24 protein-coding genes are annotated in these 25,212 nt (G+C 53.8%); 11 read left to right on the forward strand and 13 right to left on the reverse strand.

Annotated elements, in window-relative coordinates; all coding sequences use genetic code 11:
* The first annotated feature begins 162 nt into the window (after positions 1-162).
* The gene (locus tag QMZ65_RS08435) at positions 163-1,269 is read left to right on the forward strand and encodes a Fic family protein (protein WP_283215802.1); all 1,107 of its coding nucleotides are present in this window, start codon (positions 163-165) and stop codon (positions 1,267-1,269) included.
* Between the two features lie 105 nt (positions 1,270-1,374).
* On the opposite strand, the gene QMZ65_RS08440 is transcribed toward QMZ65_RS08435, so the two are convergent.
* The 3 genes from QMZ65_RS08440 to QMZ65_RS08450 form a co-directional block, all read right to left on the reverse strand.
* On the reverse strand, positions 1,375-1,749 hold the full coding sequence (locus tag QMZ65_RS08440) for a YebG family protein (RefSeq protein WP_097117856.1): 375 nt from the start codon (positions 1,747-1,749) through the stop codon (positions 1,375-1,377).
* A gap of 74 nt (positions 1,750-1,823) precedes the next feature.
* On the reverse strand, positions 1,824-2,618 hold the full coding sequence (locus QMZ65_RS08445) for an SIR2 family protein (RefSeq protein ID WP_034829783.1): 795 nt from the start codon (positions 2,616-2,618) through the stop codon (positions 1,824-1,826).
* The gene (locus QMZ65_RS08450) at positions 2,615-3,175 is read right to left on the reverse strand and encodes a non-canonical purine NTP pyrophosphatase (RefSeq protein ID WP_097117855.1); all 561 of its coding nucleotides are present in this window, start codon (positions 3,173-3,175) and stop codon (positions 2,615-2,617) included. Before QMZ65_RS08450 ends, QMZ65_RS08445 begins: the two co-directional genes overlap by 4 nt.
* 401 nt (positions 3,176-3,576) lie before the next feature.
* Here QMZ65_RS08450 and QMZ65_RS08455 point away from each other — a divergent pair, with 401 nt between their 5' ends.
* The gene (locus tag QMZ65_RS08455) at positions 3,577-4,938 is read left to right on the forward strand and encodes a putative bifunctional diguanylate cyclase/phosphodiesterase (protein WP_097117854.1); all 1,362 of its coding nucleotides are present in this window, start codon (positions 3,577-3,579) and stop codon (positions 4,936-4,938) included.
* A 95-nt stretch (positions 4,939-5,033) separates the two neighbouring features.
* Here the strand turns inward: QMZ65_RS08455 and QMZ65_RS08460 are convergent, their stop codons facing one another.
* The 10 genes from QMZ65_RS08460 to QMZ65_RS08505 form a co-directional block, all read right to left on the reverse strand.
* A complete protein-coding gene (locus QMZ65_RS08460; RefSeq protein WP_283215803.1) occupies positions 5,034-5,939 on the reverse strand; it encodes an ABC transporter substrate-binding protein in 906 nt (301 codons plus the stop codon).
* Positions 5,939-6,733 carry an amino acid ABC transporter ATP-binding protein gene (locus QMZ65_RS08465; RefSeq protein WP_058962363.1) on the reverse strand — a complete coding sequence of 265 codons (795 nt, stop codon included), beginning with the start codon at positions 6,731-6,733 and terminating at the stop codon, positions 5,939-5,941. Before QMZ65_RS08465 ends, QMZ65_RS08460 begins: the two co-directional genes overlap by 1 nt.
* Positions 6,717-7,637: an amino acid ABC transporter permease gene (locus QMZ65_RS08470; RefSeq protein ID WP_097117852.1), complete on the reverse strand. Its 921-nt coding sequence runs from the start codon at positions 7,635-7,637 to the stop codon at positions 6,717-6,719. Before QMZ65_RS08470 ends, QMZ65_RS08465 begins: the two co-directional genes overlap by 17 nt.
* 9 nt (positions 7,638-7,646) lie before the next feature.
* Positions 7,647-8,159, reverse strand: coding sequence for a GNAT family N-acetyltransferase (locus QMZ65_RS08475; protein WP_283215804.1), 513 nt, complete (start codon positions 8,157-8,159; stop codon positions 7,647-7,649).
* A gap of 9 nt (positions 8,160-8,168) precedes the next feature.
* On the reverse strand, positions 8,169-9,101 hold the full coding sequence (locus QMZ65_RS08480) for an ABC transporter substrate-binding protein (protein ID WP_283215805.1): 933 nt from the start codon (positions 9,099-9,101) through the stop codon (positions 8,169-8,171).
* Between the two features lie 19 nt (positions 9,102-9,120).
* Complete coding sequence (locus QMZ65_RS08485) at positions 9,121-10,434, reverse strand: LLM class flavin-dependent oxidoreductase (protein WP_283215806.1); 1,314 nt, start codon at positions 10,432-10,434, stop codon at positions 9,121-9,123.
* Positions 10,435-10,515: 81 nt separating this feature from the next.
* Positions 10,516-11,652, reverse strand: coding sequence for an amidohydrolase (locus QMZ65_RS08490; RefSeq protein WP_283215807.1), 1,137 nt, complete (start codon positions 11,650-11,652; stop codon positions 10,516-10,518).
* 13 nt (positions 11,653-11,665) lie between these two features.
* Positions 11,666-12,661, reverse strand: a complete 996-nt coding sequence (locus QMZ65_RS08495) for an MsnO8 family LLM class oxidoreductase (protein WP_160834487.1) — start codon at positions 12,659-12,661, stop codon at positions 11,666-11,668.
* 346 nt (positions 12,662-13,007) lie between these two features.
* A complete protein-coding gene (locus tag QMZ65_RS08500) occupies positions 13,008-13,487 on the reverse strand; it encodes a (R)-mandelonitrile lyase (RefSeq protein WP_097117846.1) in 480 nt (159 codons plus the stop codon).
* 159 nt (positions 13,488-13,646) lie between these two features.
* Positions 13,647-14,540 (reverse strand): LysR family transcriptional regulator, encoded by an 894-nt coding sequence (locus QMZ65_RS08505; RefSeq protein WP_034829771.1) that lies wholly within the window; start codon positions 14,538-14,540, stop codon positions 13,647-13,649.
* 605 nt (positions 14,541-15,145) lie between these two features.
* Here QMZ65_RS08505 and QMZ65_RS08510 point away from each other — a divergent pair.
* The 9 genes from QMZ65_RS08510 (at position 15,146) to QMZ65_RS08550 (ending at position 25,174) form a co-directional block, all read left to right on the forward strand.
* Positions 15,146-16,768, forward strand: coding sequence for a TIGR04028 family ABC transporter substrate-binding protein (locus QMZ65_RS08510; RefSeq protein ID WP_283215808.1), 1,623 nt, complete (start codon positions 15,146-15,148; stop codon positions 16,766-16,768).
* Between the two features lie 12 nt (positions 16,769-16,780).
* Positions 16,781-17,725 carry an ABC transporter permease gene (locus tag QMZ65_RS08515; protein ID WP_176505748.1) on the forward strand — a complete coding sequence of 315 codons (945 nt, stop codon included), beginning with the start codon at positions 16,781-16,783 and terminating at the stop codon, positions 17,723-17,725.
* Positions 17,722-18,579 (forward strand): ABC transporter permease, encoded by an 858-nt coding sequence (locus tag QMZ65_RS08520; RefSeq protein WP_283215809.1) that lies wholly within the window; start codon positions 17,722-17,724, stop codon positions 18,577-18,579. The genes QMZ65_RS08515 and QMZ65_RS08520 overlap by 4 nt, the downstream gene beginning before the upstream one ends.
* Positions 18,576-20,186 carry a dipeptide ABC transporter ATP-binding protein gene (locus QMZ65_RS08525; RefSeq protein ID WP_283215810.1) on the forward strand — a complete coding sequence of 537 codons (1,611 nt, stop codon included), beginning with the start codon at positions 18,576-18,578 and terminating at the stop codon, positions 20,184-20,186. Before QMZ65_RS08520 ends, QMZ65_RS08525 begins: the two co-directional genes overlap by 4 nt.
* Positions 20,183-21,187 (forward strand): putative FMN-dependent luciferase-like monooxygenase, encoded by a 1,005-nt coding sequence (locus tag QMZ65_RS08530; RefSeq protein ID WP_283215811.1) that lies wholly within the window; start codon positions 20,183-20,185, stop codon positions 21,185-21,187. Before QMZ65_RS08525 ends, QMZ65_RS08530 begins: the two co-directional genes overlap by 4 nt.
* Before the next feature lie 12 nt (positions 21,188-21,199).
* The gene (locus QMZ65_RS08535) at positions 21,200-22,303 is read left to right on the forward strand and encodes an alkylhydroperoxidase domain protein (RefSeq protein WP_283215812.1); all 1,104 of its coding nucleotides are present in this window, start codon (positions 21,200-21,202) and stop codon (positions 22,301-22,303) included.
* 2 nt (positions 22,304-22,305) lie between these two features.
* Positions 22,306-22,677 (forward strand): peptidase dimerization domain-containing protein, encoded by a 372-nt coding sequence (locus tag QMZ65_RS08540; RefSeq protein ID WP_409566160.1) that lies wholly within the window; start codon positions 22,306-22,308, stop codon positions 22,675-22,677.
* 23 nt (positions 22,678-22,700) lie between these two features.
* Positions 22,701-23,555, forward strand: a complete 855-nt coding sequence (locus QMZ65_RS08545; protein ID WP_283215813.1) for a VOC family protein — start codon at positions 22,701-22,703, stop codon at positions 23,553-23,555.
* A gap of 530 nt (positions 23,556-24,085) precedes the next feature.
* Positions 24,086-25,174 (forward strand): ABC transporter substrate-binding protein, encoded by a 1,089-nt coding sequence (locus tag QMZ65_RS08550; protein WP_283215814.1) that lies wholly within the window; start codon positions 24,086-24,088, stop codon positions 25,172-25,174.
* Positions 25,175-25,212: the final 38 nt, after the last annotated feature.

The raw sequence follows: 25,212 nt of genomic DNA on the forward strand, positions 1-25,212 counted from the left end.
AGCCTTCTCATAGGGCTCAAATTCGCATGTTCACTGGCGTTTGAGCCGATTAAATCGTATCATTCAGCTCAATAACCGAGCCGAATAATCTCTTTTATGGCTCAAAGCATGAGCCTAATAGCATCCCCTTTTGGCTCATAGGCAAATGAGATGAGGCAAATTATGTGGATATGGCAGCAACCTGAGTGGCCAAATTTTCACTGGCAAGAGGAAAAACTCCTGCCACGATTGCGCTATCTCCAGCAGCAGCGCGGTATTTTGCTGGGCCGGGCAAGCATATCCGATAACACAGATACGCAAACTCTCAATACGTTGCTTACCAATATCCTGTCTTCCTCCGCCATTGAAGATGAGCGTGTTAACGCCGAATCGGTCAGATCTTCCCTTGCGCGGCGATTAGGTGTCTCGCTGGAGCAGCCCTATCCCGTCTCCGAACGATCCGAAGGACTGGCCACCATGATGATGGATGCCATCACCCAGCGCGATACGCCACTCACGTTTGAGCGGTTATGCCAGTGGCATCAGTGGCTTTTCCCGGCGAGTGAATGGACGATTAAGCGTCTGAACGTGGGTGGTTTGCGCGGTGAGGAGCCGATGCAAGTGGTATCCGGGCGTATCGATCGCCCAACCGTGCATTTTGAAGCACCACCGCGCGACGGGCTTGAACAGCAGCTTGATGAGTTTATTCGCTGGTTTAATCACAGCCATAACGAGGTTCAACTCGATCCGCTGCTGCGCGCCGCCATCTGTCATCTGTGGTTTGTCACGCTACATCCCTTTGATGATGGCAACGGCCGTATTACGCGTGCGCTGACAGATTTGGCGCTGGCACAAGCAGATAGCCAAAGCATCCGGTTATATGCCATGTCGTCATCGATTCTGACCCGGCGCACGGATTATTATCGGATTTTGCAAGAGACACAGCGTGGCGATTTGGACATCACTGCCTGGATGCTGTGGTTCCTCGATGTGCTTAATGACAGCCTGGAAGAGGCGCTGGCATCGGTCACGCGGATACAGAACAAGGCGAAATTCTGGCTGATCCATCACAATGCCCAATTGAACGCTGAACAAAATCGCGTATTGAATCGCTTGCTCGATGGCGGAGAACAAGGGTTTGAAAACGGCATCAGCGCCAGCCAATACCAAAAAGTGGCGAAGGTCAGTAAGGCCACGGCGACGCGCCATTTGACGGAATTACTGGAGAAAGGTTGTCTGGAGAAATTACCGGGCGGTGGGCGTAGTACGCGTTATCAGATCAAGCTGTAGAATTTAGTGAGGCAACAGGAGCGACCTTCTCGCCGCTCTCAGCTCTCAGCTCTCAGCTCTCAGCTCTCAGCTCTCAGCTCTCAGCTCTCAGCTCTCAGCAAAGTATCAGGCAGCTTTAACCGCGCGCACTTTCTTTTCGGGTTTACCGGTGTCTGCTTCGGCAGAAGCTTCAGATTCCGCAGAGGGTTCAGATTCGACAGAAGCCTCAGTCTCGACTTCGGCTGTCGCATCTTCTTTTACCGCATCCGGTAATTTGCTGGTACGCAGGATATGCTGCACCGCATCCTTCTGCTCAGCCAGTAACATGCCTAACGCTTCAGCCTGTGCTTCACCCAGCTCAGGCTGATGCTGCTGCAGCCAGTCGGTGAAGGCGTCCGCCATATCGAGCATTTTGTCCCAGGCATCCGCGTCTTTTTTATTGGCAAACGTCATTTTTTCTTCACCCTTTCTGACAACAACATATTTGGTTTCGACTGCCATGATGCACCTCGGCTAACTGTATTTATATACAGTATATTCTAAGAAAACTTTTTTGAGCAAACATTTTCTGCTCATTAAGCCAGTAATTCTTCCAGAAACGTTGCCAGCGCTTTGCGCGGATCGTCCTCTTCTGAAACGATCATTTCGATGCCCCACTGCCCCAGCACCTCTTTGGCCACCGGATTATTGCGGTTGGTGAACAAGTAGGATTTGGGGCGCGCGGTAGCCAATCCCGTGCGGCCCCACATCTTGGTCAGCCGGTAGAATAACAGACGAATGTTAAAGTCACTGATGCTGTACCCGACAAACAACACCGAATTGCCCATCACGTCATGCGTCAGTTTGATATCCAGCGGCGAATCGAAATAGAGGCGTTCGAAGTAGCTGCTCTCATCCAGCACGATGGACGTATCATCGTCAAAATCACCATGAAGTTTAATGATATGACGCTTGTCTTCGGTCAATGACACCAAATCCGCCGCATTCGCCACTTTGCTGTACGGCACATTGTGAGCTTCGTGCGCCATCTCCAGCCAGCGATCGTAATTGGTGGTATAGATGCGTGAGAAGTTACCTTGGGTGATCATGGTGTGAATTTCAGAGCTGCGCACGTCAATATCCGGGCGATGCCACTCACGATCCATCCAGCTGCGTAACGGACCGAGCGAACCTTTGCGCTGCTTGTAGTACTCCGCCAGCGAAAGATGTGTGCCATAAGTATTAAAGATCTTCGGATCGTAACCCAGTTCTTTGGCCAGATGCGCAATCAGCTCATGCCACTCCGGCAAACCCAGATTGCGTGAAATACCCGCGCCCGCAAACAGGATCAGTTTGCCTGCATCGTAGGCGCGTTTGAGTTCCGGTTTCATGCCAGTCCCCGTGATGTTTTTAGAAAGGTGGCGAAACGATCCAGTGCCAGGCGGCGCATGGATATTTCGTTTTTGAATTCACCCATTTCGGCGAAGGTCTGCGAATGGCCTTCTGGAATGAATACGCAGTCCCACTGAAACTCGCGCGGTCCTGCCGGTGCCGGTGCGATGGTGCCGCGAAGTTCACCCTCAAACTGGTACATTTTACGGCCATCGCAATAGCCCAGCACGGTTTTGGCGGTGACGCTTGGGGTGTCCAGCCCGCTGACCAGTTTGGTGAAGCGCTCAGCGTTCAGTCGGCTCCAGAAAATGCGCGTCAATCCGGCAGGCAATCCATTCAGCCCATCCAGATACAGGCCGGTGTGCTCAACAAACAGTGGACGCCCAATGATGGAAAAGGCTTTGGTGAGTTTGTCACGTACCAGTTCAACTTCATTTTCTGTTTGTATCTCTTCGATGCGGCGGGCAATGGGAATGACTTCGACGCCGACCGGCTCCAGGATGGTGCGCACTTCAGCCAGCTTGAGTTCATTTGCAGATAGGAAACGAATTTTCATTGCAACCCGTTGTTTTAATGGGGTGTGACCATAAATGATTGTCAAGCTGAAGGTTGTCCAGCTCAGGTGATTGCGCCTTAATATCAGGATGAACTTAAGCGGCGCTCACGTTTCATTCTAACGTGCAGATTTGTCCCTGGATAGGAACAATGTTAATGTTCAGAAAATGCTTTGGCTCAGTTGACGACGTTGACTACAACCGGCCTGAAACATGAAATCGACTCATGACGGGATATCCCAAGCTATCATAATCACCTGATAAGAATGCCTTAATAGATGCCACGCCAGACACCAACGGAGTTAAGGATTAATGGGGAAATCAACGAAACAATCTGTTCGTTCTGCCTCAAATACCCTAATCAACTTTTAAACCATGATGACATAAAAATTGAGAATAGCTCATGATCTCTTATTTCAATTCTAAATATTGTATGGTTCGCAACCTCCCTTTCCTGTTTAAAGGTGATAGTCTGGAAAAGAAACTCCGCTTAACCTTACTTATTGCAGGGACATCCAGTATTATTGCCGGGCTCTGGATGGGATTATTAAATTTTTTAAATGGTCATTATGATGTCACTTGCTTGTACAGCATGAGTACAGCTTTGGGTGTATATATTACTAGTGCAGCCTTTTGTTCTGGGTTAAGGCGTAATTTGTATATCATTGTACACGCATTGCTTATCGTCATCATCGCGTTGCTATTAATCGATAATTATCACGCAACTGGGAAACATTCAGAATATAATTATTTAATTGCTTTAACGATTGGTTCTGCTTTAGTGTTACGCCAGCAGAACAATTATCTCAGTAAAATCTTTCCGATAATTTGCCTGGTTATTTATCTATTTTTCATCATGACGGGATTGACGTGGCACGATAACGCTTTTCAATTGAATATTCCAAAAGAAAAAGGCTTTTATCTTGTGAATTGTGGTGTCCCCATCGTCGCATTGCTGCTTACCGCCTTTACTTGCTGCGGTGATTATTCTGAAACCGATTTGATTAAACGCGAACTCTCAAGCGCCATTGAAAACAATGAGCTTGAACTATACTACCAGCCACAGGTTGATGTTGATAAAACACTGGTTGGCTTCGAGGCGTTACTGCGCTGGAAGCACCCTGTGAAAGGTTTTATTTCACCTGAGGTCTTTATCCCCATCGCAGAGAAAAGCGGATTGATCATCGAGATTGGAAGATGGGTGATGGAACGCGCACTGCAGCAGATGTCGGATTGGCAACGTGTTCACAATATTAGCAATTTGATGTTCTCCATTAATATAAGCCCATTACAATTGATGCATCGTGATTTTACTCAGGACACACTGTTAACACTTTCGCACCACAGAATCAGTCCGGAAAGATTAAAATTTGAAATCACGGAAACCACTTTTATTTATGATCAGAAACGCATTGGTTCGGTGATTTCGCACTTTAGTCATTTGGGCATTAAGTGGGCAATTGATGATTTTGGTGTGGGCTACTCATCGCTTAAATCGCTCAGTGATTTCGCGATTGATGATATCAAGATCGACAAATCGCTTATCATGCATATTTTTGACAACGAATCTGCCGGGATTGTGGTACATAAAACCATTGAACTGGCGCGTGAAATGGGATTGAACGTTCTGGCTGAAGGGATCGAAAGCGAAGAGTATTTCGACTACCTGCGCGACAAAGGGTGTAATCTGTTTCAGGGGTATCACTTTGCCCGTCCACTCCCTGCGGGAGAGGCTGCGCTTTGGATCCGTAAAGCCACCACGTAAGAGACTTTTGCAATGGCGGCAGCTGAGCCGCCATTATGTACAGGATTAAAGTATCACTTCGGCGATATCACGGATATCAGGCATTTACAAAAAAATTATTGATAAACAATTCCAGGCGGATTGACCTGTGACGCCTCCACGCCCTCCTCCTGTTCTCCCCAGCGTGCCAGCACTTGTTGGTACTGTCCGCTGGTTATCGCTCCATTGATCGCCTGCTGTAATGCCACATCCAGCCCATTACCTTTTTTAGTCGTCACTGCCACCCAGGCGCGGAACGGACCGTGACCGACGATTTTGGTTTGACCGCGTGACGCCACTTTCCATGCCGCCATGGCTTGTGGGCCAAATGAAGCATCGGCGCGCCCGGAGAGCAACGCCAGCGTCGCTGATGCATCATCATTGAGATATATCGGCTGAACCGGAGCCAACCCCTGTGCACGGTTTTTCGCATCCCAACTCAGCAAAATTTTCTCCTGGTTGGTACCGGAACCGACAATGATGCGTTTACCCGCCACGTCCTCGCGCCCTTTGATCGCCGTGATTGCACTGTCCGTTTTCACGGCGAACGCATGGTTATCCGCGCGGTAAGTCGCGAAATCGAACTTCTTTTTCCGTTCTTCCGTCACTGCGATATTAAACATCGCCACATCATAACGTCCGGCGGTGAGGCCCAATGGCCAGTCTTCCCAGGCGGCAGGCACCAGCTTGAGTTTCAACCCCAAACTGTCGGCCAGCAGCCGGGCGAAATCAGGGTCGCTACCAATCAGCGTTTTATTGTCTGATGCCCACAAGCCTATTGGCGGGGAATTGGATGCGGAAGTCGCCACCGTCAAATATCCCGGCGTCACAAAATGAAATCCAGCCGGAATTTTGGCAATGGCTTGCGGGTTAGCCGGAATGTGGATTGGCGTTTCGTTGTTTTTTGCATCCAGCGTTGCTGCGGCACACAGTGGCGAGCTTAACAACCATGCGGCCAGCGCACTGACTATCACTCTCTCCATTACAGCACCCGCGCCAAAAATCGTTTCGTACGCTCATGACGCGGTTGGTTCAACACCTGGTGCGTACTGCCTTGTTCGACGATACGGCCATCAACCATAAACACCACCTGATCCGCCACTTCGCGCGCAAAACCAATCTCGTGCGTGACAATCACAAGGGTGGTGCCGGAGCGTGCCAGCTTCTTAATCACGTCCAGCACCTCACCCACCAACTCAGGATCGAGCGCCGAGGTCGGTTCATCAAACAGCATCACGCGTGGATTCAGCATCAACGCACGTGCAATGGCGATGCGCTGCTGCTGGCCACCTGACAGATGGCGCGGCCAGGCATCAGCTTTATGGCGCAATCCCACGATATCCAGCAATTCTCCCGCCCTTTCAATCGCCTCGCGTCGTGACAATTGACGATGGGCAATCGGTGCTTCAATCAGGTTGTCTAAAACCGTCAGATGGGGAAATAAATTGAAGTTCTGAAACACGTAACCGACGTTGATGCGCTGGCGCAAAATCGCCTTCTCTTTCAACTCATACAACTTGTCACCACGCCGTTGATAACCGATGTAATCGCCGTCGATTTGAATAAACCCTTCATCCACGCGTTCCAGATGATTAATGGTGCGCAGTAGCGTGGATTTCCCTGATCCTGACGGGCCAAGAATCACCGTCACCGAGCCGGGCTCCAGCTCCAGCGAGACGTCATCCAGCGCTTTGTGTTTACCAAATGACTTACTGACGCCGGTAATGCTGATGGCACCGGTAGTGTGCAGATTGCGATAATCAATGGCTTCGGACATGAGAAAGCTCCTCATTGGCGGTAGCAGAGCGATTGCGCCATTGACGCCAGCGCGACGGTTGCGGTTCACGCGTCACGCTGCGGGCCAGCCAACGTTCAACGCTGTGCTGCAGCAGTGACAATACGGTGGTGATAATCAGATACCAGGCCGCACCCACCATTAACAGCGGGATCACCTGTTGCGTGCGGTTGTAGATCATCTGGATGGTATAAAACAGTTCCGGCATCGCCAGCACGTACACCATGGAAGTCCCTTTGGCGAGGCTGATGATTTCGTTAAAGGTGGTGGGAATAATGGCGCGCAATGCCTGCGGCAGAATGATGCGGAAGGTACGACGGGACGAGGACAATCCCAGCGCCGACGCTGCCTCAAACTGACCGTGATCGACACCCAAAAATCCGCCGCGAATAATCTCCGCACTGTAGGCGCTCTGCACCAGCGTCAATCCAATCACCGCTGCCGGGAACTGCCCCAGCACATTGATGGTCTGGAAATGGCCCCACGACAGTGCCGTGAAAGGTACGCCGAGCGACAGCGTGTCGTACAGGTAGGAGAAGTTATAGAGAATAATCAGCACCACAATCAGCGGCAGCGAGCGAAATAGCCAGATGTAACCAAACGCCAGCGTGCTCAATAACCATGATGAAGAGAGCCGCGCCAGCGCCAGCAGGCCACCAAAAATCAAACTCAGCACCGTGCCAAACAACGTCAGTAACAGCGTTTGCCCCAGCCCTGTGAGAATCACCGGATCAAAGAACCAGCGGGCAAACACACGCCATTCCCAACGAGGATTAAAGGCCACCGAATCAATCACGCTGGCGAGAATAAACAGTGCGACAATCGCCCCGATGATCCTTCCTGGATAGCGTGCGGGCACCACGGTTAAATGTTTTTCCTGACTCATCTCAACTCCTTAGCTGGCCTGCGCCACGCTGTGCACATCGATCACCTTGAGGAAGCGTAAACGTCCGTCATGAGGTGGCTGACTGTAGATTTCCATATCTTCGCGTAGCGCAAACTGCGGCTGATAACCGTGGCCGATATACAGCTGAACGGCTTCCGGCTGGCGAAATCCGGTGGTCAGGAACACGCGCTGATAACCGGCACGCAACGCACGCCGTTCAAGCTCCTGCAAAATCAGCAGCGCCAATCCCTGACGGCGCAGATCGCTACGCGTCCAGATGCGTTTAAATTCCGCGGTCACCTCGTCATAAGGTTTATAGGCGCCCATGGCGATGATCTCGCCGTCACGCTCCAGCACGATAAACAGCCCACGCGGCGGCAAGTACCACTCGGTTAATTCCACCTCGTTGGAGCTTTTGAAGAAATCACCGTAACGTGCCGCATACTCGCCAAACAGACCGGTGATAATCGGCTGCAACTCAGCGGCCTCAGGATGCACTTCGCGGAAAAATTGCTGGCTCATGCAGCCTCCTTAGTCGCCAAGACCGGCCGGGTTGATTTCAGAGCGATCCAGACGCTCCACGCCTTCACCCCAACGGTTCAGCACCTTGTCGTAATCACCGTTCTTGATCACGCCGTTGAGCGCGGTGTTAATCGGCTGCACCAGACCGTTGTCTTTTTTTACCGTCACCGCGATATGAGCGGCTTTCGGCCAACCTCCATCCACGCTGCCCACCAGTTTGGTTTGATGAGTTAACGCGGCTTTCCACGCGTCAATCACATTCGGACCGAAGTAGGCATCGGCGCGACCGGACTGCAGCGCCAGCGTTTGCGCAGCATCATCTTTGGTGTAAACCGGGGTGAAAGGCTTTAGTCCTTTCGCCTGATTCTCTTTGTCCCACGCCAGCAGGATCGCTTCCTGGTTGGTGCCGGAACCCACAATGATGCGCAGCCCGGCGATGTCTTCAGCTTTGTTCAATGATTTAATCTGGCTGCTGGATTTCACGTAGAAACCCAGGGAATCTTTGCGATAGGTGGCGAAATCGAAGCGCTCTTTACGCTCTTTGGTCACGGTGACATTGGTAATCGCCGCGTCATATTTGCCGGAAGCCACGCCCAGCGGCCAGTCTTCCCACGAGGTCGGCACCACATTGAGTTTCAATCCCAGGCTGTCGGCCACCAGACGGGCGATATCCACTTCGCTGCCGAGCAGGGTTTTGTTGTCATCACTAAATACGGTTAATGGCGGGGAGTTCAGTGCGGCCACCGCCACGGTAAATGAGCCTGGCACGGCAAACTTATGTCCGGCCGGAATTTGCGCCACCGCAGCGGGATTTGCCGCAGTGTTCACCGGTGTTTTATTGGCTTCGATGCTGATCTGCTGACCGTTCACCGCCACGTCTTCAGCCAAAGCCGCACTGCTTAAACTCAGCAACATCAGCGCAATAAGGGATTTTTTCTGCATAGCGTGTTTTCTCTTTAATTTATTGTTGTGTGAACTGATTAACCGGGTCTTTCAGACCGAAGCTGGCACGCAGCGTGGTGCCAGGATATTCGCTGCGGGTCAGGCCGCGCGCTTGCAGGAGGGGGATGACGCGATCGACAAAGCGTTCGAAAGTATCCGGCGTGCCGCCCTGAATAATGAAGCCATCGGTGGCCTCGGTTTCAAACCACAGCTGTAATCCATCCGCCACCTCTTCTGGCTTGCCAAAGAACAGCGGACGCGGCGTGGCCGCTTCCAGTGCGGCCTGACGCAGTGTGTGACCGTGCGCTTGCGCCTTACGTTTGATTTCATCGGTGGTGCTGCGGAAGCTGTTCTGGCCGATATCGCCAATATCCGGGAAAGGCTCATCAAGCGGGTATTGCGAGAAGTCGTGGTGATCGAAGAAGCGACCGAGGTAGTTCAATGCATCTTTGATGGAAACCAGTGCGGCGGTAGTTTGGTACTGACGCTCAACGTCTTCGGCATCATCGCCAACGATTACGCCAACGCCCTGGAAGATATGCAGATCCTGCGGCTCACGTCCGTTCGCCACCAGCTGCTTTTTCACATCTTTATAGAAAGCTTGCGCCTCTTCGCGCGTCGGCTGATGGGTGAAAATGGCATCGGCGTGGCGCGCTGCAAGTTTCTTCCCATCCTCTGACGCACCGGCCTGAAACACGATCGGGCGTCCCTGCGGCGTGCGTTCGATGTTCAGTGGCCCCTGCACCTGGAAGAAATCACCGTGGTGATTAAGGGTATGAAGTTTGGCGGCATCGAAGAACTGACCGCTCTCTTTGTTCCGCACAAAAGCATCGCTTTCCCACGAATCCCACAGCCCTTTCACCACCTGCAAATACTCATCGGCGATGCGATAGCGCAGCGCGTGCTCCGGGTGCTGCTGGCGCGAAAAGTTTTTCGCCGATCCTTCCAAAGGCGAGGTCACCACGTTCCAGCCTGCACGCCCGCCGCTAAGGTGATCGAGACTGGCAAACTGGCGTGCAACGGTAAAGGGTTCGCTGTAAGAAGTGGAGACCGTACCCACCAATCCTAAATGCTCAGTGACTCCCGCCAGCGCCGACAGCAGCGTCAACGGCTCGAAGCGATTAAGAAAATGGGGGATGGATTTTTCATTGATAAACAAACCGTCGGCGACAAACAGAAAATCCAGCTTGCCGGCTTCCGCTTTGCGCGCGATGTGCTTCGCATAGTCAAAATTGATGCTGGCATTGGCCTGCGCCGCCGGATGACGCCATGCGGACATATTGCCGGACGCTCCATGCAGAATAGTGCCAAGTCGCAGTTGTCTTGCAGTCATAGTGTTCTCTCTTTTCCATGGCATAGCCTGACGGCGACGGTTTCGTCGCCATGCAGAGCGGGGAATATTGGGTTAAGTGGGCTAACTCAGAACGGCGTCACGACATCGTGCATTGAGGTGCTGCAAGGCCTGCTGCGCCAGTTGGGTGAAATAGTGCGCGGCTGGGGCGATTAGTGCTTCGTCGGGATTAAAGCCGCCATGATGCAGACCAAATTCGCTGGCACTGCCGATGCTGACAAACGCGCCGGGGATCTGCTGCAGGTAATAGGCGAAATCTTCGCCGCCGAGGTGCAGTTCTGCGGTTTGCACCCGATACCCCACCTGCTGAGCAATCTCACTGGCAAACTGCGCCCAGCGTGCATCGTTTTCTAACACCGGCGGACCTGGATGCCAGCTGAAGGTCGCGGTCGCACCGTTTGCCACAGCAATCTGCTCGACAATCTGACGCGCGCGTTGTTCCAGCTGCGCCCGCACCTGCTTGTCATGGGTGCGCACCGTGCCGCCAAACTCAGCTTCTCTTGGTAAAGTGTTGCCAGATTGACCGGCATCGATGCGCGTCACGCTCAACACCAGGCTATCCAGGGTGTTAAAACTGCGGCTGGTGAGTGATTGCAGAGCCTGAATGATCTGACTGGCCACCAGGATGGCATCGACGCCTTGTTCAGGGCTGGCGACGCGCACCACAAACTTGTCGGCATTGGCATAAAACGCCCCGCCGCGCGTAGCGAAAGCACCCGTCGGTAAGCCGGGTTCGTTGTGCATACCAAAGACCGCCTGCACATCTTGCAACACGCCAGCATGGATAAACTTGCGCGCACCGGTGGCATTTTCTTCGGCTGGCTGGAACAGAATACGGATGCGTCCCGGCAGTTGATCTCCCAGCGCATGCAGTTGCAGTGCCGCGCCCAGCATCACCGCGCTGTGCACGTCATGGCCGCAGGCGTGCATCACACCCGCATTACGCGAACGGTATGGGAGGCCGGTGGCTTCATGAATCGGCAGGGCGTCAATATCAGCTCGCAACGCGATCAGCGTTTCACCCTGACCCACTTCAACCACCAGACCGGTTTCCAGCGGATAATCGAGCAACCGCAAGCCAGCGTCCTGTAGCCAGCGGCGCAAACGCGCCGTGGTTTCCACTTCATATCCAGACAGCTCAGGCCAGCTGTGCAGCTCGCGTCGCCAGTCAATCAGTTGCTGTTCGCTTGTGTGAGTCATGGTTATCTCCGAATTACGCCGCAACCAGTCGATGCGTTGCCAGCAGTTCGAGAGATTTCACTCGCGCCTGCTCCTCAGCAATCGGGGTATCAATCACGAACTCCTCAATGCCGAAATTCTGATGCAAGGCGTCCAGTTTGGCGTGCACCTGCGCAGCGGTGCCTTTCAGCAACGATGGCGTGCGCGGCTCAATGACATAATCGTTATAACCGCCCTGTCGCACGTAACGTTCAGCTTGCTCAACGCTGCCCACGTTGACACTCGGGCCATCTTTCACACTGACGTGATAGACGCGCAAATTATCCACCAGCAAATCAGCTTCAGCCGGTGAATCGGCGACCACCACTTGCACGGCCACCAGCGCCTGCTTGCCGTTGCTGTATTGGCGATAGCTGTTCAAAACCTGCTCCATCAACAGCGGGTCGCCGTTGTGATGTGCCGCAAACACCAGTTGCCAGCCCAGTTCTGCTGCCAGCCTGGCACTTTGCTCGCTGGCACCCAGCAGGAATCGGTTTGCCGGACGTGGCGGCTGCGGCGTGGCGCGCAGGATCTCTTCATCACCCACCGGCGGAACATCCAGCCAGCTATCCAGCAGTGAAAGCTGTTCAGCAAAGCTGCCCTTTTCATCCTGATGGATGCCCTGCTGTAAAGCGCGGGTGGAGAGCGGTAAACCGCCGGGCGCTTTACCCACACCGAGATCGATACGGCCTGGCGCGAGCGAGGCTAACAGATTGAAATTTTCGGCAACTTTGTAAGGACTGTAGTGTTGCAACATCACGCCACCAGAGCCGACGCGAATATGCTGCGTCTGGCCAATGATCCAGGCGATCAGCAATTCAGGAGAGGGGCTCGCCAGACGGTCAGTGTTGTGATGCTCTGCCAGCCAGAAGCGGTGATAGCCCCAGGCCTCAGCCTGCTGCGCCAGCTGTAATGTGCGATGCAGGGCATGCGAAGCGCTCTCTCCATCGGCAATCGGCGATTTATCTAACAAGCTCAGTCGATATGACATACGCCAATTCCTTTTCCTCAATGATGATGGCGAGCAGTGTGTGATGGCGGCGGGTAATGGGTAAAACATATTATTGTCGTATGCATTTTTAATTAATGCATATTGAGATATCACGAGATAAAAAAAGTGAAATAGTAGAGGTAAAACAGAATGTTATTTAATTATCAATGATAATTAATGTTGTTAACTGCACATCAGAAACTAATTGGGAATGGTTTGCAAAAATGAATATAAGCCTATACAAAATGTATTTTGAAGGTAATTAAATGGCGTGAACCGCACCGGTTTGAATACCGGCACGGTGACATTATTATCTCAGCCACATTCACTTAGCTGATGCGAATGCTTACGCCGTTTTAGCGGCCTCGTATTCTTCATCACTGACTTTCTCCAGCCACTCAACCACCTTGCCGTTTTCAGCTTCGGCGATAGCAATGTGCGACATGCTGTTTTCCGGTGCGGCACCATGCCAATGTTTTACGCCTGCCGGGATCCACACAATATCGCCCGGACGGATATCACGTGCTTCACCGCCCCACTCCTGCACACGCCCCAGACCTGCTGTCACAATCAGCGTTTGCCCGAGCGGATGGGTATGCCATGCCGTGCGCGCGGAAGGTTCAAAGGTCACCGTTGCGCCGCCGATACGTGCAGGTTCGCTTCCCTGAAACGGCGCATCAATACGCACCGTACCGGTGAAATATTCTGAGTTGCCTTTAACCGAAGGTTTTTCACCACTTTGCCAGACAGTGATCATCGATGTGTTCTCCTTTGCAGAAACAGCTGAGACAGATAACGCCAGTATGAGGGCAACAGCCATTCTCATTATGTCGGCTCCGTGCTTCAGGTTCGGGTGGTGACCGCTCTGGAACGGGCGGTCACATTGATAGCAGCTAAGAGTGTAGGATCACGCGGATTGATTGATAAGGTAGTCAAATCAGGATGGGTTTATGAGCAAAATTCACCAATAGGTGTAACTCTTCGGTCAACCCTGATAGCGCACTGCTTCAATTAATTTAGAGAAGGCTGCGGTGTGCTGTTTACGGCTGGGATAATATAAATAGTAACCACTAAAAGGTTCGCACCAGTCTATCAGCACACACTGCAACAGACCTTCATCAATATATTTCCGCACAGAATCTTCCGGCGCATACAAAATCCCCATGCCGCTAAGTGCCGCTTCAATACGCGAACTGAGGTTATTGAAAATAAGCTGGCCTTCCACTTTGACGCGAATCTCTTTTTTATCTTTGGTGAACTCCCAGTTATACAATCCACCCAGTGTCGGCAAGCGCATATTGATGCAGTTGTGATGCTGCAATTCATACGGCGTTTCAGGAATACCGTGATGTTTAAAATACTCGGGGGTCGCAACCACCAGCATTCTCCAGTCAGGGCCGATGCGCACCGCCACCATATCCTTTTCCACCTGCTCGCCTAATCTCACCCCGGCATCGAAACGCCCGCTCACAATATCGGTCAGGGTGTTATCGACGGAGAGTTCAATGTTCACGTCAGGGTATTGTTGAAGATAGGGTTTAATTAATGGCCACAGGGTGGAGTGCAGCGCATGTTCACCGGCGGTAATCCGGATATTGCCCGAGGTGCGCGTCTGATGTTCGGTCAATGCCACCAGCGCTTTTTCAATATCTGACATCAAGGGCGCGATATTCTGGATAAGTTGTTCACCGGCTTCGGTCGGTGCCACGCTGCGGGTGGTGCGTGTCAACAGCCGCGTTTTAAGGCGCTCTTCCAGGCCGCGCATCGCATGGCTTAACGCGGATTGAGAGACACCCAATTTGGCAGCGGCACGGGTAAAACTGCGTTCCCGGGCGACCATCACCAGATACACCAGATCGCTGAAATTTTCTCTTAGCATCGCCTACTCACATCTCTTTCCGGGTTAAATAACACGCTCAAAAACACGAAGAATTCGGGCTGCTGTAGCACGAACATATCGTTTCCCTGTCCTCAACTCTTACTCAATGTGTAAGTAAACACCCGGCCATTCTTGGTTTGCACGGTAAGTGTCTTGCCTGCGGTAGTATCCAGCGTACGGGCTTCGCTGTATTTCCACATCATAAGGCGTTGCCCTTCCGGATAAGGGGATTCAGAGTCAGGCGGCCCAAACATATTTATCAACTCGGCTCTGGTGGTTTTATCAGTCTGTATTTTCTGAATGTTCGCACTATCGAAATTATGCCCGACGGAGCTTGAGCACGCTGACAGCATAAACATTAAACCCGGGATCCAATATGCTCTCATTAAACTCCCCCCTCATGCTGTAAGCCATAAATATAAAACCTCTACATTATAGAGAGTTAACGCCACTTTTAATCGGCGAAGAATCTTAATTATTTCCCACAAGTCCATTCATTTTATTTTTTTCGCAAAAGCTTAGTGCAATTCCTTGGTTCTCCTCGCGGGTGCGGCATTTGATGATGAAATCCGCCCGCCGGGCTATTGAATCATAAGGAATTCACCATGAGTAAGCATTTTCACTTGCAGGCATTAAGCTTAGCCCTGCTGACAGGGATATTTAGCGCACACGCGGCGGACACTCCGGTCAAGGGAGGTACGCTGGTGTATCTTGAACAGCAGCCACATACCAACCTCTATCCGCCTGCCGGTGGTTTCTACCCCAACGGCGGTATCCTCAACCAGATCACCGATAAGCTGACGTGGCAGAATCCAAAGACGCTGCAGGTTGAACCCTGGGTTGCGGAAAGCTGGAGCAGCAACACCGATAAAACCGAATATACCTTTAAAATTCGTCCGGGCGTCACCTTCTCCGATGGCACGCCGCTAGATGCCAACGCGGTGGCCAAAAACTTTGATACCTACGGCCTCGGCAATAAAGCCCTGCGCTTGCCAGTTTCAGAAGTGATCAATAACTACGACCACAGTGAAGTCATCGATCCGCTGACGGTGAAGTTCTACTTCAAGAAACCCTCTCCGGGATTTTTACAGGGCACCGCGACCATCGGATCTGGCTTAGTTTCTCTAAGCACTTTGCAACGAAGCTTCGATCAACTGGGTGACGCACGCCATATTATTGGCTCCGGTCCGTTTGTGGTCAGTGATGAAAAACTCGGGCGTGAAGTCGATCTCACCGCGCGTAAAGATTATCAGTGGGGGCCGAAAAATATCGCCCAGCAAGGCCCGGCCAATCTCGATGGCATCAAAATTTTCGTCACGCCGGAAGATAGCGTGCGCATCGGCGCATTGTTGGCGGGCCAGGCAGACTTTATCCGCCAGGTCCAGGCCTATGACGAAAAACAAGCGCAGCAGCAAAACTTCCCGATTTATGCCGCACCCACACGCGGTGTAAACGACAGCATCAGCTTCCGTCCTGACAATGCGCTGGTCAGTGATCTGAAGGTGCGCCGGGCGCTGTTGCACGCTACCAACGCGCAGCAAGTGGTGCAGACACTGTTCTCGCCTAACTATCCGCAGGCCACGTCGGTTATTGCCCATTCTGCAGCCGGTTACGTCAACCTCGCCGACAAGCTGAAGTACGATCCCGCCCTGGCAAAACAGCTGCTTGATGAAGCAGGCTGGAAGGTCGGTAGCGATGGGATTCGTGAGAAAGAAGGTAAAAAGCTCGCCCTCGCCATCTACGAATCCCTGCCACAGCCGCAGAACAAAGAAGTGTTGCAACTGGTGGCACAGCAGTGGCGTCAGGTGGGCGTCGCCTTAGCGGTGAAAGCGGGCGATGCGGGCAGCGCCACGCTGGATAATCTCGATCCGCTGAAAACGCCGCTCAACGTCACGGAAGTCGGCCGTGCCGATCCGGATGTGATCAAAAGCAGTTTCTACCCCACCAACCGTAACGCGCTGCTGCAAAAAGGCGGCTCCAGCGACAAGGTGCAAAACTTCCGCGACGACAAGCTGAATGCACTGCTGGTGGATATCTCAGCGGAAGTGGATCCGGCTAAACGTCTGGCTCTGACCGGCGATGTCCAACGCTATCTGCTCGATCAGGCTTACGTGATCCCGATCTTCGAAGAGCCGCAAGTGTTCGCGGGTGCTCCCTGGTTCAAAGGCGTGAGCTTTGAAGCGGTGGGTCGTCCTTCGTTCTACGGCGCGTGGCTGGAAAAACACTAAGGCAGGCTGATGATGCAACGTTCTCTGCTGCGAAGAGTGGGTCAAAGCGTGCTGGTATTATGGGCCGCGTTTACCCTGTCGTTCTTGCTGCTGCAGGTGCTGCCGGGCGATGCGGTGCTGATTAAATTCCAGAACCCGGATCTGGGCTTGAGCCCGGATCAGATCGCTGAGATGCGGCTGGCTTATGGCGCGGATAATCCACTGTGGCAGCAATATTTCCATACGCTGCTGGCGATGCTGCACGGTGATTTTGGCTATTCAGTACAGGCTGGCGTGTCAGTGAGCGATCTGTTGATCAGCAACCTGCCCGCCACCCTGCAGCTGGCGGTGCTGGGTTTTGCGCTGGCCACGCTGCTGGCCTTTGCGCTGGCGGCACTGTCTCGATTGCCCGCACTGCGTCTGCTGCGTTCGTTGCTGCAATCCGTTCCTGCGCTGTTTATCTCGCTGCCCACCTTCTGGCTCGGCATCGCGTTAATACAGCTGTTCTCGTTTCAGTTGCGCTGGATACCGGTGATCAACCCGTCGCCATTGCAGGGTTTAATCCTGCCGGTGATCACGGTGGCGATCCCGATCTCCGCGCCGCTGGCACAAATCCTGCTGCGCAGTATTGACCAGATTTCAACGCAGCCTTATGTGGCGGTGGCACGAGCCAAAGGCGCCAGCGCCAATCGCGTGCTGTGGCGACACGTGATGCGCAATGCGCTGCTGCCGGTGCTCAACGTGGCCGGTCTGCTGCTGGGCGAGTTGATCGCCGGCGCGCTGATCACCGAAACCGTATTTGGTCTCAGCGGTATCGGCCAACTGACGCAGCAGGCGGTCAATAATCAGGATGTCGCGGTGTTACAGGCGGTGGTGATGATCTCTGCGCTGGCCTTTGTCCTGATCAATCTGCTGGTCGATGTGCTGATGCCACTGTTCGATCCCCGTTTGCAACCTATCGCCGGAGGAAGCCGATGAGTCTCGTCGATTACGCTACCGCTCGCCAACGCGACGCCACCCCACGTACCCAACGCAGCTGGCAGATTCAGCCCGGACTCTGGCTGGCCTGGGCGGTGATGCTGCTGGCCCTATTAGCGGCATTCGCGCCAGGGTTATTGACCCATTACAGCCCGACCCAAGGTGTGCCCGGCGCGCAACGTTTAGCGCCGCAGGCCGCGTATTGGCTCGGGACCGATCAGCTCGGCCGCGATCTGTTTACCCGTATTGTTTACGGTGCTTCACAGTCACTGTCCGCCGCCTTTGCCGCCGTGGCGATGGGTCTGATTGGCGGCACCACGCTGGGTGTATTGGCGGGCGCGGTAGGCGGGCGTACGGAAAACACCCTGATGCGCCTGGTTGACGTGCTGCTGTCGATTCCCTCATTGCTGCTGTCACTCAGCGTACTGATTCTGCTGGGATTTGGCACAGTGCATGCCGCGCTGGCCGTGGGAATTGCCTCCATCGCCAGCTTTGCCCGGCTGGCACGTGGTGAAGTGGTGCGTGTGCGGCGCAGCGAATATGTTGAAGCGGCCTACGGCAGCGGCGGCAGCTTTTGGCAGGTGCTGTGGCGACACATTTTACCCAACTCGCTGACGGCGGTGATTGCCTTTGCCGCACTGCAGTTTGGTCAGGCGATTCTGGCACTCTCCACCCTCAGTTTCCTGGGTTATGGCACACCGCCACCTACGCCAGAATGGGGATTACTGATTGCTGAAGGGCGTAACTACCTGGCCACCGCCTGGTGGCTCACCACCTTCCCCGGCATTGTGGTAGTGGCCGTGGTGCTGGCGGCGAATCGCATTAGCCAACAGTTCGCCGGAGGTGACGCATGAGTGCATTACTCGCAATAGAAAATCTTTCGCTGAGCTATCAACAGCGCGGGCAGTGGCGTGAAGTGGTGCACAACGTGAGCTTCACCTTGCAGGCAGGTGAAATGGTGGCATTAGTCGGCGAATCCGGTTCCGGTAAAACCACCACCGCACAGGCGATTATTGGCCTGCTGGCCGAAAATGGTCGCCGCGACAGCGGCAAGATCGTATTAAACGGCACCGACATTGCCGACTGGTCAGCTAAACGCATGGACAGCCTGCGCGGCGTCAGTATCAGTCTGGTGCCACAGGATCCCGGCAACTCACTCAACCCGGTGAAAACCATCGGCGATCAGGTGGGTGAAATGCTGCAACTGCATCAGAAAATCAGCAAGTCTGAGCGCCAGCAGCGTGTACTGGAACTGCTGGAAAAAGTCGGGTTGAGCCATCCGCAACAGCGACTGACGCAGTATCCGCATCAGCTTTCTGGCGGCATGAAGCAGCGGGTATTGATTGCGATCGCCCTCGCCTTGCGACCGCAAATTATCATCGCGGATGAGCCCACCAGCGCGCTGGATGTCACGGTGCAGAAACGCATTCTGGATCTGCTGGATGTGCTGCGCCGTGAGTCGGGCACCGCGGTGTTGTTTGTCACGCACGATCTGGCGCTGGCGGCTGAACGCGCCGACCGGTTGCTGGTATTCCGTCACGGCGAGATTCAGGAACAAGGGCCAGCCGCTCAGGTGTTTAATGCGCCACAGCACCCTTACACGCGCCAGCTGCTGCAGGATGCTTTAACGGACCACACGGCGCTGGCGATTTCACCTGAAGCAAAGTTTTCGACACCCGCGATCCAGCTTTCAGCCATCAACAAGCAGTTCTCACTCGGTAAACAGCAGCAGTTACAGGTCGCCAGACAGGTCAGCCTGACAGTGCCACGCGGCACCACGCACGCACTGGTCGGTGAATCCGGCTCCGGTAAAACCACGCTGGCGCGCATTCTGCTGGGATTTGAACAGGCTGACAGCGGACGCGTGGTGATTGACGGCATTGATGCCAGTGCGCTGCGCGGTGAAGCGCTGCGCCAACTACGACGCAAAATCCAGTTCGTGTATCAGAATCCGTTTGCATCACTGGATCCGCGCCAGACGCTGTTTGCCATTATCGAAGAACCGCTGCGTAATTTCGAAAAACTCAGTGCCGATGTTCGTCGCCAGCGGGTTGAAGCTGTGGCTGAGCGAGTGGCACTGCCACTGGAATTGCTAACCCGTAAACCGCGTGAACTCTCCGGAGGTCAACGTCAGCGCGTGGCGATTGCGCGCGCACTGATCCTGCAACCGGCGATACTGGTGCTGGATGAAGCCACCTCGGCACTGGATGTCACCGTACAGGCGCAAATCCTGCAGTTGTTGCAACAGCTGCAACAGGAACTGGAATTAACCTATCTGTTTATCACCCACGATCTCGCTACGGTGCGCCGCATTGCGCACAGCGTGACCGTACTGAAGGCGGGCGAAGTGGTTGAGCAAGGTGACACTGTCACCTTATTTAACGCACCTCAGCATACTTATACCCGTGCACTGATTGACGCCATCCCTGCTATCCGTCCGCTGATTAAGGAGTCTGCATGACGCGTAAACGCATTGGCTTTTTCACCCGCCTGCTGGATGAGGTATCGGCGCAAGAGCGCTATCGCCTCGCCACCGAACAGATCCAGCACGCTGAACGTTTAGGATTCGACAGCGCCTGGATCGCTCAGCATCATTTCCATGAGAAGGAAGGCGGTCTGCCTGCGCCACTGGTCTTCCTCGCCCACGTGGCCGCTCACACCCGCACGATCCGTCTTGGCACTGGCATTATTACGCTGGCGATGGAAAACGCGTTGCGCGTGGCAGAGGATGCCGCCGTATTAGACCTGCTCAGTCATGAGCGGCTGGAAGTCGGATTGGGATCGGGCGGCACAAAAACCTCTTTCCTGCCCTTTGGCTTGACCATCGATCAACGCGCCAGCGTGTTTGCCGACCAGCTGCACACGCTGCTTAGCGCCTGGCGAGGCGATACCCTCGCGCACCCGGATAATCATCTCTACCCGCCCGCGCCAACGCTGGCACAGCGCGTGTGGATCGCCACATTCTCGGTTGAGGGTGCCGCGCGAGCCGGCGCCGCTGGCCATGGCTTGATGTTGTCACGCACGCAACCGCGTCCGCCAGGCCAGCCTGATTTGCCGCTGGAGGCGATACAAAATCCAATGATCGATGCCTATCTGGCCGCGTTACCGGCCGGTATTGCACCGCGCATACTCGCCTCGCGCACCGCGTTTGTTGCCGTTTCAAATGACTATGCGCGTCGTCTCGCAGAGCCAGGATTGCGGCGCCAGGCTGAGCAGTTTCAGGCTGCTGGCCACGTCATCACTGGCCATACGCTGGAAAGCCATGCGCGGCAGCTTGATGCGCACTTTGGCGATGCACCTTCCGTCCTGGCGTCATTGCGCGCCGACTCAACCTTGCAACGTGTCACCGATATCACCTTCCAGGTGCACTCAATCGATCCGCCACACGCCGACATTCTGCGTTCAATTGAATTAATCGCTGATCACATCGCCCCTGAGCTACGTGCTCTGGAACAGGCTTAACAGGAGAAAATGATGTCTCAACCCGTTGATTTACTGGCCGCCTTAGCGGATATCGATCCCGCATCGGAACTCGCGTTAGCACGCAACGAGCGCCACGCAGCCACTCAGCACACACAAGGGAGCTATGAGGTGCTGTTTGGTGAAGATGATGCGGATCTCCCGCTGCAATGGCGGTTTGCCTTAGCCGCGCAGGTCGCCGACTGGCACGGCGCCACCCGCTTACAGGCGCATTATCAGCAACAGGTGAACAACAAGGCACATGACGCTCGCTTTGCGGCCGGTCACGCCTTTGCCGAACTGCTCAGCTTGCACCCGGTGGATGCAGCGCCCAAACACATTCAAAACCTGCAAAGCGCTGGCTGGGCACCGCGTGGCATCGTCACCCTCGCACAGTTAATCGCCTTTGTGAGCTTCCAGAGTCGTTTACTGACCGGTTTACGCCTGCTCAACGGCGAGCAGAGTGACGCGCAAGCGCACGCCGTGGCTGGCAAGTGGCACGATGCACCGTTGACGTTGAGTGGCCAAAACGCCCTCACCGCCTTTACCCAGCAAGAGTTAGGCTGGGAACCCTGGCTGGCAGCCAAACCGCTCAACGAATTTACCGCCGATGAACAGGCTACGTTGAAGAAAAACGGCCACAGCGACTCCGATTACTTCCGCCTGCTGGCACGTCATCTGCCGCTGCTGGAACAGCGAACGCTGACCGACAAAGGCATCTTTTACACCGCTGGAGGATTGCCGCGTGCCGAGCGTGAACTGGCGGCCACCGTGGTCAGTAAAGTGAATGGCTGCATCTTCTGCGCCTCGGTCCACGCGCGTAAAGCCAGCCAGTTATCAAAAGACGATGCGGCAGTGCAAAAGCTGCTGAATGTTGCACCGGGCGCAGAATTGGCACACGGTCAGTCACCACGCTGGGCCGCGATGATTGACCTGGTCGCGACGCTTTCCATCACTCCCGCTGCCGCCAGCCTGCAACAGGTGCAGACATTACGCGATCAGGGCTTCACCACGCTGGAACTGCTTGATGTGATCCAGTCCGCTGCTTTCTTTGCCTGGGCAAACCGTTTGATGTTGACGCTGGGCGAGCCTTTTTTACCTGAACACTCACAAGGATGACCATGACCGGGCAAACCCACTCCGCGCAGCGTTTTCACATCACCTTGACCGGTAAAGGCGCGCATGCCGCACGGCCACATGAAGGCATTGATGTGATTGTGATCGGCAGCCATATCGTTTCTGCGCTTTATGCACTCCCCAGTCGTCATCGCCAATGGACGCTGGGTATTACGCGCTTAACGGCCGGTAACAGCTGGAATGTGCTGCCTCAGACAGCGGAGATCGAGGGCATCGTCCGCAGTCAGGATCAGCACACCGATACGCAAATCACCACCCTGATTGCCGGCATTGCCGCCGGTTTTGGCGCGGAAACGCACGTCAACTGGCAGCCACTGTCAGCATCCGAACCGGACGCGTCAGCATGGGCGCGGTGACCATGAGAGCAAGGAGGAAAGCGATGGCGATTTCGGTACCGATTCCCCGTCTGGATCACGTGGTGATCAACGTGGCCGATCAGTTAGATGAGGCCAGTGCGCTGTTTCGTCGGTTGGGGTTTCAGCTCACCGAACGCGGCCATCATTCGCTCGGATCCAGTAACCATCTGGCCGTGTTTGGTGATAACTATCTTGAGCTGCTCGGCTTCGAGCCGGGGCGCGCCAGTTTACGTCAGGATGTGTGGCAGTCACCGATTGGCCTGAGCGGGTTGGTGTGGAAGACCGACGATGCCGATGCGGTATGGCGTTATCTTGAGAGCCAGGATATTGATGGCGCTGTGCCTGCCAGCTTCTTCCGTCCGGTACAGTTGCCGGATGGCAATGAGGATCAGGCACGTTTCCGCACCGTGCAGTTACGACCGGCGCTGGTGCCGAATGGGCGCAGTTTCTTCTGCCAGCACGAGACCCCACACGAGGTATGGCAGGATGCATGGCGTCAGCATCCGAATGGCGTGACTGATATTGTCGAATTTGTGGTGGTGGCGCAGGATCCTGCGGCGGCAGCACAACCTTACAGTCGGTTGTTTGGGGCTAATGCGCTCACCGCCTGCCAGGAAGGTGCCTTCGTATTAAAAGCCGGCGTGGCGACCGTGCGCTTCGCGGCTGCCGGCTATGTCACACAACGTTTCGCCGGATTACCACCCGATTACAACGGCAGTGCACGCATGGCGGCGTTAAGCTTGCGCAGTATGGATCTGCGCAAGGTAAAAGCCAGTTTGCTGCTGGGCGATATCCCGTTCCACGAAGAGGAATCCGCGCTTATCGTCAGCGCTGAGCATGCTTTTGGCGTGGCGCTGCGGTTTCAGCAGTCAGCTTGAGCTTTGCGGGCGGCCCATGGGCCGCACCTCTTAAATAGCGCTCTTGAGCTGTGATCGCGGCTAACCCTGGTATCAGAAGATCTTTACCCATTGCCCCTTTATGCCATTTCGTCACTTCCCTAAGGTTCTGTTAATCTTTAAACGTCAATATGCCCTCACTAACATGAGGGTATGAATGATATGAAATCGTTTTTGTTTTTTCAGTTTGATGAATGGATTGCCATATTAATGAGTGTTTTTACCATTACAGCCTTTTTTATTATTTGGTTTTCAACCTAACAACATCAATGAATTTTATCACTGGGCATTTTAACATCACTCATGCATTTAATCATTCCATCGTAGATATTAATAACACCTTTTAAAAGCTTGTTTAATTTATAACGCCAATCAAGTAGCCCCCATTTAAACGTCAGATTAATAACCTAACTAACTTCACAGATCCTGAAAAAAATTGACACTATGATTGCATTGGGGTCGCAATGGGTTACTGTTAAATTCTTGTAACAAATGTAACCAAAAGGATCTGTATGAAAACCTCTCTGCGTTTTTTAACAACCTCTGTACTGGCAGGACTCTCCTTTTCTGCGTTTGCGGCTGTACCTGCTGGTTATCCCACTGAGTATCAGAAAGTCATTGATGCAGCGACAAAAGAGGGCAAAGTGGTGGTGTACTCAACCACTGACACCAAAGCAGCGGACCCGTTGATCAAAGGCTTTGAGACACTGTATCCGGGCATTAGAGTTGAATATAACGACATGAACAGCACCGAACTCTATAACCGTTACATCAGTGAACAGGCCTCCGGCAGCGGCAGCGGTGATGTGGTGTGGAGCTCATCCATGGATACCGCGTTGAAATTGGCCACCGACTACGCTGCGGAATATGCCTCTCCCGAGCAGGGCAAAATTCCAAAATGGGCGGTGTGGCAAAATAAAGCCTACGGCACGACCTACGAACCGGTGGTGTTTATTTACAACAATAAACTCATCCCAAAAGACACCGCGCCTGACTCTCACACCGCACTGGCTAAAATGATTGCAGCCGATCCGGCTAAATTCAAAAATAAAGTGACCACTTACGATATTGAAAAATCAGGATTAGGTTTCATGCTGACGGTTCAGGACAGCAAAGTGGATCCGCAATACAAAGAAAACCTGGCGGGGATGGCGAAAGGGGGTCTGACGGTACAGTCTTCGACTGGCACGATGATGGAGCGCGTCTCTTCAGGCGAGAATTTGATTGGCTTTAATATTCTTGGTTCTTATGCCGAAGCCCGAGCGAAGAACGATCCGGCATTGGGCATCGCTTACCCGAAAGATTATATCCTGGTGCTGTCTCGCGTTTCGTTTATCACCGAAGAGGGTGAGCATGAGAACGCCGCTAAATTGTGGCTGGATTATGTATTGTCAGAAAAGGGACAGAGTATCCTGGCAAATCAGGCGGACATCCCTTCCCTGCGCAATGATATTGAAGGCAAAAACGATATTGACGGTATGACCAAAATGCTGGGCGATGCTCTTAAGCCGATTCCGGTGGATGAATCGCTGCTGGAATATCTGGAACCGGCAAAACGCCTGGAATTTATTAAACAGTGGCGTACCGCCGCCGGGAAATAATGCTCCCCACGTTATGCGCCCGTCGCGGCGCATAACAT

The organism is Pantoea sp. EABMAA-21, assembly GCF_030053335.1.
GTDB classification, from domain to species: Bacteria; Pseudomonadota; Gammaproteobacteria; order Enterobacterales; family Enterobacteriaceae; genus Pantoea; species Pantoea communis.

Excerpts from the sequence above, each read along its gene's own strand:
- QMZ65_RS08435 (WP_283215802.1), top strand. The coding sequence starts at position 163 with ATGTGGATATGGCAGCAACCTGAGTGGCCAAATTTTCACTGGCAAGAG.
- QMZ65_RS08440 (WP_097117856.1), bottom strand. The coding sequence starts at position 1,749 with ATGGCAGTCGAAACCAAATATGTTGTTGTCAGAAAGGGTGAAGAAAAA.
- QMZ65_RS08445 (WP_034829783.1), bottom strand. The coding sequence starts at position 2,618 with ATGAAACCGGAACTCAAACGCGCCTACGATGCAGGCAAACTGATCCTG.
- QMZ65_RS08450 (WP_097117855.1), bottom strand. The coding sequence starts at position 3,175 with ATGAAAATTCGTTTCCTATCTGCAAATGAACTCAAGCTGGCTGAAGTG.
- QMZ65_RS08455 (WP_097117854.1), top strand. The coding sequence starts at position 3,577 with ATGATCTCTTATTTCAATTCTAAATATTGTATGGTTCGCAACCTCCCT.
- QMZ65_RS08460 (WP_283215803.1), bottom strand. The coding sequence starts at position 5,939 with ATGGAGAGAGTGATAGTCAGTGCGCTGGCCGCATGGTTGTTAAGCTCG.
- QMZ65_RS08465 (WP_058962363.1), bottom strand. The coding sequence starts at position 6,733 with ATGTCCGAAGCCATTGATTATCGCAATCTGCACACTACCGGTGCCATC.
- QMZ65_RS08470 (WP_097117852.1), bottom strand. The coding sequence starts at position 7,637 with ATGAGTCAGGAAAAACATTTAACCGTGGTGCCCGCACGCTATCCAGGA.
- QMZ65_RS08475 (WP_283215804.1), bottom strand. The coding sequence starts at position 8,159 with ATGAGCCAGCAATTTTTCCGCGAAGTGCATCCTGAGGCCGCTGAGTTG.
- QMZ65_RS08480 (WP_283215805.1), bottom strand. The coding sequence starts at position 9,101 with ATGCAGAAAAAATCCCTTATTGCGCTGATGTTGCTGAGTTTAAGCAGT.
- QMZ65_RS08485 (WP_283215806.1), bottom strand. The coding sequence starts at position 10,434 with ATGACTGCAAGACAACTGCGACTTGGCACTATTCTGCATGGAGCGTCC.
- QMZ65_RS08490 (WP_283215807.1), bottom strand. The coding sequence starts at position 11,652 with ATGACTCACACAAGCGAACAGCAACTGATTGACTGGCGACGCGAGCTG.
- QMZ65_RS08495 (WP_160834487.1), bottom strand. The coding sequence starts at position 12,661 with ATGTCATATCGACTGAGCTTGTTAGATAAATCGCCGATTGCCGATGGA.
- QMZ65_RS08500 (WP_097117846.1), bottom strand. The coding sequence starts at position 13,487 with ATGAGAATGGCTGTTGCCCTCATACTGGCGTTATCTGTCTCAGCTGTT.
- QMZ65_RS08505 (WP_034829771.1), bottom strand. The coding sequence starts at position 14,540 with ATGCTAAGAGAAAATTTCAGCGATCTGGTGTATCTGGTGATGGTCGCC.
- QMZ65_RS08510 (WP_283215808.1), top strand. The coding sequence starts at position 15,146 with ATGAGTAAGCATTTTCACTTGCAGGCATTAAGCTTAGCCCTGCTGACA.
- QMZ65_RS08515 (WP_176505748.1), top strand. The coding sequence starts at position 16,781 with ATGCAACGTTCTCTGCTGCGAAGAGTGGGTCAAAGCGTGCTGGTATTA.
- QMZ65_RS08520 (WP_283215809.1), top strand. The coding sequence starts at position 17,722 with ATGAGTCTCGTCGATTACGCTACCGCTCGCCAACGCGACGCCACCCCA.
- QMZ65_RS08525 (WP_283215810.1), top strand. The coding sequence starts at position 18,576 with ATGAGTGCATTACTCGCAATAGAAAATCTTTCGCTGAGCTATCAACAG.
- QMZ65_RS08530 (WP_283215811.1), top strand. The coding sequence starts at position 20,183 with ATGACGCGTAAACGCATTGGCTTTTTCACCCGCCTGCTGGATGAGGTA.
- QMZ65_RS08535 (WP_283215812.1), top strand. The coding sequence starts at position 21,200 with ATGTCTCAACCCGTTGATTTACTGGCCGCCTTAGCGGATATCGATCCC.
- QMZ65_RS08540 (WP_409566160.1), top strand. The coding sequence starts at position 22,306 with ATGACCGGGCAAACCCACTCCGCGCAGCGTTTTCACATCACCTTGACC.
- QMZ65_RS08545 (WP_283215813.1), top strand. The coding sequence starts at position 22,701 with ATGGCGATTTCGGTACCGATTCCCCGTCTGGATCACGTGGTGATCAAC.
- QMZ65_RS08550 (WP_283215814.1), top strand. The coding sequence starts at position 24,086 with ATGAAAACCTCTCTGCGTTTTTTAACAACCTCTGTACTGGCAGGACTC.